16 protein-coding genes are annotated in these 8,017 nt (G+C 34.0%); 4 read left to right on the top strand and 12 right to left on the bottom strand.

The features are described 5' to 3' along the window. From JNO63_RS06900 to JNO63_RS06880, 5 genes are all read right to left on the bottom strand, one after another. A partial coding sequence (locus tag JNO63_RS06900) for a YqaJ viral recombinase family nuclease (RefSeq protein ID WP_238390489.1) occupies positions 1–385 on the bottom strand: 385 nt, incomplete at its 3' end. A 44-nt stretch (positions 386–429) separates the two neighbouring features. Continuing rightward, positions 430–699, bottom strand: a complete 270-nt coding sequence (locus tag JNO63_RS06895) for a hypothetical protein (protein WP_203127855.1) — start codon at positions 697–699, stop codon at positions 430–432. Next, on the bottom strand, positions 680–871 hold the full coding sequence (locus JNO63_RS06890; protein ID WP_203127853.1) for a hypothetical protein: 192 nt from the start codon (positions 869–871) through the stop codon (positions 680–682). Before JNO63_RS06890 ends, JNO63_RS06895 begins: the two co-directional genes overlap by 20 nt. 86 nt (positions 872–957) lie before the next feature. After that, positions 958–1,134 (bottom strand): hypothetical protein, encoded by a 177-nt coding sequence (locus JNO63_RS06885; protein ID WP_203127851.1) that lies wholly within the window; start codon positions 1,132–1,134, stop codon positions 958–960. An 11-nt stretch (positions 1,135–1,145) separates the two neighbouring features. Further along, positions 1,146–1,370 (bottom strand): hypothetical protein, encoded by a 225-nt coding sequence (locus JNO63_RS06880; protein ID WP_203127849.1) that lies wholly within the window; start codon positions 1,368–1,370, stop codon positions 1,146–1,148. Positions 1,371–1,423: 53 nt separating this feature from the next. Between JNO63_RS06880 and JNO63_RS06875 the strand changes: the two genes are divergently transcribed. Then, positions 1,424–1,618: a hypothetical protein gene (locus JNO63_RS06875; RefSeq protein WP_203127847.1), complete on the top strand. Its 195-nt coding sequence runs from the start codon at positions 1,424–1,426 to the stop codon at positions 1,616–1,618. Here the strand turns inward: JNO63_RS06875 and JNO63_RS06870 are convergent. Genes JNO63_RS06870 through JNO63_RS06855 form a run of 4 tightly spaced genes read right to left on the bottom strand, consistent with a single transcriptional unit; the run spans position 1,609 to position 3,066 of the window. After that, the gene (locus JNO63_RS06870) at positions 1,609–1,860 is read right to left on the bottom strand and encodes a hypothetical protein (RefSeq protein ID WP_203127845.1); all 252 of its coding nucleotides are present in this window, start codon (positions 1,858–1,860) and stop codon (positions 1,609–1,611) included. The two genes, JNO63_RS06875 and JNO63_RS06870, sit on opposite strands and share 10 nt — an antisense overlap. Beyond that, positions 1,857–2,027 (bottom strand): hypothetical protein, encoded by a 171-nt coding sequence (locus JNO63_RS06865; RefSeq protein WP_203127843.1) that lies wholly within the window; start codon positions 2,025–2,027, stop codon positions 1,857–1,859. The genes JNO63_RS06870 and JNO63_RS06865 overlap by 4 nt, the downstream gene beginning before the upstream one ends. Beyond that, a complete protein-coding gene (locus JNO63_RS06860) occupies positions 2,028–2,804 on the bottom strand; it encodes a phage antirepressor (protein WP_203127841.1) in 777 nt (258 codons plus the stop codon). Positions 2,805–2,835: 31 nt separating this feature from the next. Beyond that, positions 2,836–3,066 (bottom strand): helix-turn-helix domain-containing protein, encoded by a 231-nt coding sequence (locus JNO63_RS06855; RefSeq protein WP_203127839.1) that lies wholly within the window; start codon positions 3,064–3,066, stop codon positions 2,836–2,838. A gap of 136 nt (positions 3,067–3,202) precedes the next feature. On the opposite strand from JNO63_RS06855, the gene lexA reads away from it, so the two are divergent. The 3 genes from lexA to JNO63_RS06840 all read left to right on the top strand — a co-directional run bounded on the left by lexA (position 3,203) and on the right by JNO63_RS06840 (position 5,859). Continuing rightward, positions 3,203–3,856: a transcriptional repressor LexA gene (gene lexA, locus JNO63_RS06850; protein WP_203127837.1), complete on the top strand. Its 654-nt coding sequence runs from the start codon at positions 3,203–3,205 to the stop codon at positions 3,854–3,856. A gap of 65 nt (positions 3,857–3,921) precedes the next feature. Continuing rightward, complete coding sequence (locus JNO63_RS06845) at positions 3,922–4,662, top strand: hypothetical protein (protein WP_203127835.1); 741 nt, start codon at positions 3,922–3,924, stop codon at positions 4,660–4,662. A 111-nt stretch (positions 4,663–4,773) separates the two neighbouring features. Beyond that, a complete protein-coding gene (locus tag JNO63_RS06840; protein ID WP_203127833.1) occupies positions 4,774–5,859 on the top strand; it encodes a tyrosine-type recombinase/integrase in 1,086 nt (361 codons plus the stop codon). Between the two features lie 249 nt (positions 5,860–6,108). Here the strand turns inward: JNO63_RS06840 and JNO63_RS06835 are convergent, their stop codons facing one another. The 3 genes from JNO63_RS06835 to JNO63_RS06825 are packed head-to-tail and all read right to left on the bottom strand — an operon-like array spanning position 6,109 to position 8,016. Beyond that, positions 6,109–7,083: a hypothetical protein gene (locus JNO63_RS06835; protein WP_203127830.1), complete on the bottom strand. Its 975-nt coding sequence runs from the start codon at positions 7,081–7,083 to the stop codon at positions 6,109–6,111. Continuing rightward, the gene (gene recR, locus JNO63_RS06830) at positions 7,076–7,681 is read right to left on the bottom strand and encodes a recombination mediator RecR (protein WP_203127828.1); all 606 of its coding nucleotides are present in this window, start codon (positions 7,679–7,681) and stop codon (positions 7,076–7,078) included. The genes JNO63_RS06835 and recR overlap by 8 nt, the downstream gene beginning before the upstream one ends. After that, positions 7,681–8,016 carry a YbaB/EbfC family nucleoid-associated protein gene (locus JNO63_RS06825; RefSeq protein ID WP_203127827.1) on the bottom strand — a complete coding sequence of 112 codons (336 nt, stop codon included), beginning with the start codon at positions 8,014–8,016 and terminating at the stop codon, positions 7,681–7,683. Before JNO63_RS06825 ends, recR begins: the two co-directional genes overlap by 1 nt. Between the last annotated feature and the right edge of the window lies 1 nt (position 8,017).

Genomic DNA, 8,017 nt, shown 5'->3' with positions numbered 1-8,017 from the left:
TCATATAATGCAAACACTGCAGTTCATACTCAATAGGGATTTGCCCATCCGCCCACTTATCACGGTTATAAGGCGTAGTAGTCTTGCACTCCAATATTGCATCCTCACCAACCACACGACGGTCAATATCAGCAATCAAGAACGGATAATAACTATCACTCATCATAAAATTGTCACGGCGTACCCTCTTGCCAGTCTCTTCAGTAAATCTTAGGGCAACATAATCTTCAAAATCACGCCCCTGCCTTAAGTGTTCGCTTTCCACATCCTCTTTCTCAATCTCAGACGTCTTTTCCATATATAGCTGTGCAGGACTCTTCCACTTAGAAAGCCCACAAGCAGCCGCAGCATCAGACCCGCCAATACCTAGTTGCCTATACTCCAACCATTCTTCGCGGCTTAGGTCTTTTACATTAACAATCGTATTAGTCATATAAGACCCCCTAAATAGTCAGAGTTTTGATTTCTTTCATCTATCTCCCATAGCCTATCCTGTTCCTTTTGATATTCCTCATCCTCATCATCAAGACTGCCAACTTTCATATCATCAAGCTCCACATATTCATGGATTTTTTTAGCCTTAAACATATACTCAAGGATTGCCTCCTCCTTGCTATCGTTAAATCGCTCCTGAAACTCTTTCAAAGGCACATCCACCTCACAGTCTTGATATATGCACTTAGTAAATGTTATTCTCATAATATCTCCTAATCTTTTCTCTTCTTTCAATCTCCAAATCTATATATAAAATCTTTGTATCACGCTCTTTTTCATTAGGTTTAGTTTCTAGCCACTTTCTTAAAGAAAATAATCTATCTTCTTTAGTGGCCATCAAACAGCGTCTGTACTCTTCCCAGTCGTAACAATTCATTTCTTCTTCCTTTCAAATTGTGGTATAATATCCACATAAGTCTTTTTTAGCCAAGCCCGTAGATCCCTAGTCTATTGGGCTTATTTTTATTCTCCAAACTCCTGTAAACTAGCTTTCCTGATACGTTCCCAGTTTCTTTTTCTGTAGTCCCTTTGCATATCCTTGTAGACCCTTTTTTGATCTCTTCTTTCCGCTTTTCTGCTTATCTTTTTGTCATAGTTTGGTTTAAAAATATCTTGAAATGTTAGTTTTTTTACTGTCATGTTTCTCCTCCTTATGGTAAACTCCAACCACCCTTAAAAGGGCTTATCTTTCCTTCTTCCACTAGTTTCAAGCTATACTCGTCAATAATAGGATTTTGACTATCCCCAGACATTGCAAAGCTTGTACCAAAATTCCACTTGTCATACTTAAGTCCAATCCTTATAGCTTGCTGGCTAACACCAAGCAAGTCAGCCGCCTTTTTTACTAAATTTTCTTGACTTTTGCATCTGTTCAATTTTTAACTCTCCTTACATAAATCTGATATAATCACCTAAAGGAGGTGATATAATGTCTAAAAAAAGCAATTTTGAATTATCAGTAGGCGAAGCTACTTCTTTGTACTACTTGTTAAAAAAATATTCTGAGTCAGATGCAGATTTAATCTCAGGTGATAGAGACCTATTCAAGCATCTACGCAAACAATTTGAAAAGCAATTTCCAAATTCAACAAATTTATCCAAAGGCTTAGACCATTATTCTTGATTAAAGATATCTAACTCAGACCCCACTTTTTCAAAGAACTCCAACTTTTCATCAATACTGAGTTCTAAAACATTAGAATTATTCAATCTGATAATTACCGAGTAGATATCAGAGTCGTCCAACACTATTTGGTCGGCTCTTTTATTTTCTTGTAGTCTTACAGCCTCATTTATTTCGTGCCATTCTCTTTTAGTAAATTTTTGTCTAAACTTTAAAAACTGTTTTATATCTTGTAATTTCATAATTGCTCCAAATTTTCCTCAATTATTAAAAACGCCCTATCGTCATCCTCTATGGCAGCTATGCCTTTTATGTATAAGACATACTCATTATCCAAATTGACAATTGCTTTTAGTTCTTGGTCATCATCAAATTCTAGCAATAGTTCTTTTAATTCATAAACTGTCATCTAAACCCTCTCAATCATTGGTAAATAACCATTTCTCTTGAGTTCCTCATACAAGAACATTCTTCCTTTTTGTGTCCATTTAGTAAGTAAATTGACATCTGTAGTTCCATCCTTTTTCTTATAAACATGAGTTTCAGAACTTGTATATCCTTTATCTTGTATATTTGCATATAGTAACCATTGGTCACCTTGTTTATATTGGATTCTTAACTCATGTAGCAATTTATTCATATCTTGAGCACTCATGCCGTAATCCTTAGCGATAGAACTAACCTTAATCAAAGATGTATTTTGTAAAATTTTATCTACATAATCAGCCTTAGGTCTTAACTCACCTATGATTTGGTCTTTTTGTTTGTTTTCTAGTTCAAGGCGGTCAATACTCTTTTGTGCTACTATAAGAGCCCTAGCAATCAATTCTTCTTCGCTCTCGCCCTCTTTGGTTACCATGTATCCGCCATCTTTTCTTATAGCTGGTAGCACTTCGCTTGTAACCCACCTTTTAAACTCTTTTGCTTTTTCCATTTTTGATGAAAAGATTAGTGAGTATAGACCCGACTCATTGATAAGAATTGTTTCTTTTAGTTGATTGCCATCGTTTATCATTTCTTTTTTTCTATCAAGTTCATCTACATGCCTATTAATGTCTCGGCTACCATTTCGGTACTTGAGAGCTTCGGCCACATCTTTTCCTACAAACCATGGTTGTCCAAATTCATCTGTAATAGTTCTTAGTTCTCCAAAAATACTGTTTTCAAAAATTTTTAAATTTGTCATTTATCCTCCTCACCACTATTTAATAGTGGTTTTATTGTAAAAAAATATTATTTTTTGTATTAACAATTGGTACAGCTACATAATCTGGGTCTATTTTATATAGATCACATAGTTTATAAAAGTCATGTGCATTTACAGGAGTCACTGCGTTTTCCCAGTTAAGGAGTGTTTTCTCAGTTCTTCCTATTGACTGTGCAGCTTGCTTCGCTGTAAGTTCGCTATTAACTCTTGCAGCTTTCATAGATATTTTAAAATCGTTCATCTGCTTACCTCCTGATAATATAATACCACCATTTAATAGTGGTGTCAACCGTTAAATAGTATTTTTTTACTTTTTATATAAAAGTATTTACTTTTTAATGGTGTTATGATACTATATATATAGAAAGGAGGTGTACATGAGTAAACCATTAAGTTATGGAAATAATAAAATCTTTGCGAAGAACTTAAATAAATATTTAGATGAAAGAAATCTATCTCCAACTGAATTTGCAAGGATTATGAACTTTCCAGAAACAACAGTATTTAATTGGGTCCATGGTAAGTCATACCCTAGAATAGATAGGATACAGCAAATTGCTGATTACTTTGGAGTTTTGAAATCAGACTTAGTAGAAGAAAAAGTCAAAATCGAAGACATCCCCGGAGCAATCCCAATGCAAAAAGGCAGGCTAATACCGATCTTAGGAGAAATAGCCTGTGGTGACCCGATACTAGCCCAAGAAAACCTAGACGGCTACTTTTTATCAGACCCATCTATCATAAAAGGAGACTTTATCCTAAGAGCCCAAGGCGATAGCATGATAGATGCAGGGATTGAAGAAGGCGACTATGTTTTTATAAACCAAACACCAGATGTAGAAAATGGATCTATAGCAGCAGTACTAATAGATGATGACACAACACTAAAAAGATTTTATAAAACAGATAGTCAGATAGTACTACAACCAGAAAATAAGGCTTACAGTCCTATCATAATTACAGAAGAAGACGGGAAAAACATCAAGATACTAGGCCAAGTCATAGGCCTATACAAACAAAATATTAGGTAAAAAAATAGAGGGTACCAATTAAGGTATCCCTCTCCCTATTAATATAATATCATAAAGGAGCAAAAATGAAAAGCAAACTATTAGCTTTAGTGCTAGCAACAAGTTTTGTGCTGACAGCATGTGGTGGAGAAGTTACAAATGCAACAGAAAAGTCAAAAGAAGAAACCAAAGTTGCAGAGGGTGTAAATACAGAAGAAAAAGAAGATACTGAAGAAAGTGAAAAGCAAGAGGACTCAAAAAAAGAAATCGCAAGCGAAACTGAAGATTTAGAAGAAGATGATGACTTGTACAATCCTAATAACATTGGCAAAACTATAGAAGACCCAAGCATAGGTAAAGCTGATGTTATTAAAACTGGTAAAGATGTAGAAAATAATATCAAAATTAAAGATATAGATTTTTCAATCAATAGCGCTCTTTTAGCTCATGTAACACCGGAAGATGAAGAAGTTAAAGCTTTATGGGGAGACGAAACAGACATCATAGTTATAAATTTTGATATAGCAAATAACTCTGATACAGAGTATACATTTTATCCAGAGCAATCAACAATAACAACTAACACTAAAGAACAATTAGACCCAGATCTTTTATTATCAGGTGGGCCAGGTCAATTTAAACCAAACACAGAAGTAAGCGGATCTGTTTTCTACTATCCGGAAAAAGGATTGAATGAAATAAACGAAATTACACTTTATTTAAAAAGCCCTTATAAAGATGTTTCTGATGGTGTAGATGAAGAAGTACCAATTAAAATAACATTTGACGAAAACGGAAAATTAATATCAGTTGAAGAAAGCAAATAAAACAAAAGCCCCTAGTTACAGTCGCCAAACCAAAAACTAGGAGCAATCAAAACAATAGACAGAGTCCGTCTATCTTTGTTTATTGTACCATAAACTAGAAAGTAGGTACAAATGCCAAAAAGAAGAAAAAGAGCGAACGGTACTGGCTCCATCTCTTATAAAAGAGGCAGAGCTCGACCACGGTACGCAAGATTACCAGCAGGGTATACTATCAATGGTAAGGAAATACGTCGTGATATAGGCTTTTTTAAGACCTACAAGCAAGCAGAAGAAGTATTAGACAAATACATGGGTCTTACAGATATAAAAACCTTTGCTGAAATTTACGAATACTACACAACAACGAATGAGTATACCAAAATAAGCAAAAAGTCTCAGCAAAGATATGACAATGCCTTTAAAGAGTACAGACCACTCCATGACAAGAATATCATAGATATCAGGTATACACAGTTACAAAAAATACTAGATGATATGGTAATACGTGGCTATGATAAAAAAGTAAACGGAGTAATGACACACCAAGAATATTCTAAAGATCACCTAGAAAAAGTAAAGCTTGTAGCAACAAAAGTCTATAAGATTGCCTTACAAGATGGATTAGTAACAGAAAACATTGCCTCTCTCATCCAGGTGGGCGGCGTTAAACAAAAGAATAAAAAAGAAATATTTACTAAAGATGAAATCACAAAACTGTTTAATAGCATACCAGATAACCCACACGCTAGACATGTACTAGTTATGTGCTTTACAGGTTTGAGAACGACAGAATATAGAAAGCTTACAAGGGATAGTATAGACTTTAATACCAATACCATTACGGACTTTGGTATCAAAACAGATGAAGGTAAATCAAGAACAATGTTTATACACCCACAAATAAAAAATATGCTAATGGACCTATGTATAGAATCAAACTCAGGAGTTATAGCAGAAGTAGATGGCAAACCAACCACCTACGACAAAAAGTTTTATGATAAGATCTACTATCTTGCATTAGAAAATGCAGGAGTAAAAAGAAAGACCCCATATACATGTAGATATACATTTGCAACTATAGCATACCAAAGTGGAGTCTCAGAAGTAGCGATCCAAAGATTGATGGGACACACAGATTTTAAAATAACAGAACAATCCTATATCCAAGATTTAAGTGAATTTGTCTATGAAGAACTACAAAAATTTAATGTATCATAATAGTTTTTCTGTCCCCAACTTGTCCCCAACCGACACGTAAAGAGATAAAAAACTACAACAAATAATATTGAAATCAAGGCAACCCCAGTAATACCAACACCCATTCATCGCCCATCATCTCCACCAAAATAAAGCTTTAATTGTTGAAAATCGCAATATTCAACATTCACAATGTTAGCGAGCAGTTAGCAACTGATGATATATAAAATTTGCTACAATAAAAAAGAGCCCCTAAGGGTTCTTTTTTGCTTATTTTTCATAATACAAATCATCTGTCGGTTCATTTTCTCCAACTAATGACTCATCTAATTCTTTTATTTTTTCAAGAAAAACTTTATAGGTTCCTTTCATCGTATCTCCATCTATAAATACTGGATTAGATCTTTTTAGGGCCATTTGCGCTCTTTGCTCTGTGATATCATATTCATTTAATATCTCATTTGAAATATTAATATCAAAATCCGATGTCTCCTCAATAGCTTGTGTTGATTCTTTATAATCTTTTAAAAAAGTATCGAATTCTTCTTTGTTATCCTTTAAATAATCTTTGTTTACAATTATTATATCGCTAACAAATTCTCCCTTATCTATTGGGAGGATACTTGAAAGATCAGAAATATAATAGTCTTTATCTATTACTTTTGAAAAATACGGATCTATTAGTACTGTTAGAAAATTAGATGTTTTAGACATCTTATCCACTATATCGTTCATATTTTTGTAATATTTTTCTTTTAGTCTTAGTACTAAATTAAGCGGTCCTATTTTTTTATCAATTACTTTTGACAAATTGCCAACTGGATCTGGGATTAATAAATTTTTTCCTTGTAAATCACTTTGACTTTTTATTTCCTCATCAGAAACTATATGAATGTTATCTAGTAAGGTTATCGCAGCAATTTCTATATTTTTATTTGTCTTTTCGTAAAAATATGGTCCAAGGTAGCCTGGAACAACTGCTATATCAAAGTCTCCTTGCTCAATTTTTGTATAATTTGGATTTGAAGCAATGATATATGATATATTTGACGAATTCTTGATATTATCTATTACAACTTTTGATGAAAAACTTATAGCATTAATATTTAATTCATTTTTTACGGGTTTTTCCTGCTCTACTTCAACTACGTGTGTATCATTTTCAACTACTTCTTCCTTCTTGCCACAACTTGTTGCAAGGGCAAAAATGGATAGTATCAACATAAATTTACTAAATTTAGTCACGGATCTCTCTCCTATCCTCTATTGCTCGCTCTAGGGTAAGCTGATCAAAGTATTCTAGATTTGATCCAACAGGAATTCCTTGGGCTATTTTTGATACCCTGACGTCTTTTTCATTTAAAAGACTGGTTAAAAAAAGTGTAGTCGTTTCTCCTTCTATAGTTGAAGAAATTGCTAGGATTATTTCATTTATCTCCTCATCATCTATTCTTTTTAGGAGTTTATCGATATTTAGCTCATCAGGACCTATCCCGTCTGAGGGTGAGATGAGTCCACCGAGTACATGGTATTTACCATGAAAGGCCCCAGATTTTTCTATTGCTATTAGGTCCTTCACATCCTCTACTACACATATAAAATCTTCTTCACGAGTAATATCTTTGCAGACATCGCAAATTTCTGTCTCAGTAAGATTTCCGCAAATCTCACATTTATGAATTTTTTCTTTTACTTCCAATAAGGCCTTAGAAAAATCACTTATGTCAGTTTCATTACGTTCTACAATATTCATTGCAAGTCTTTCAGCAGATTTTCGGCCTATTGTAGGTAGTTTTTGAAATTCTCCTATTAAGTTATTTAAACTTTCTGGAAAGATTGCCATTACATAAATCCAGGGATATTTAGTCCACCTGTAAGTTTGCCCATTTTTTCTCCGCTGTATTCATCAGCTTTTTTAAGTGCATCATTTACTGCTGCAATTATAAGATCTTCGAGCATTTCGCTATCTTCTGGGTCTATTACATCTTCATCTATTTTTAGGCCAACCAATTCTTTTTTTCCATTTACAGTTGCTGTTACAACTCCACCACCTGAAGTTGATTCAAATTCTTTTTCTTCGATGTCTTGCTGAGCTTTTTCCATCTCTGCTTGCATCTTTTTAACTTGTTTCATCATATTGTTCATATTTCCCCCACCTGGGAATCCGCCTCTTGCCATA

Source organism: Anaerococcus sp. mt242 (genome assembly GCF_016798225.1).
GTDB lineage: Bacteria > Bacillota > Clostridia > Tissierellales > Peptoniphilaceae > Anaerococcus.
The sequence above is the reverse complement of the archived record's forward strand: the minus strand, read 5'-3'. Positions and strand labels throughout refer to the sequence as shown.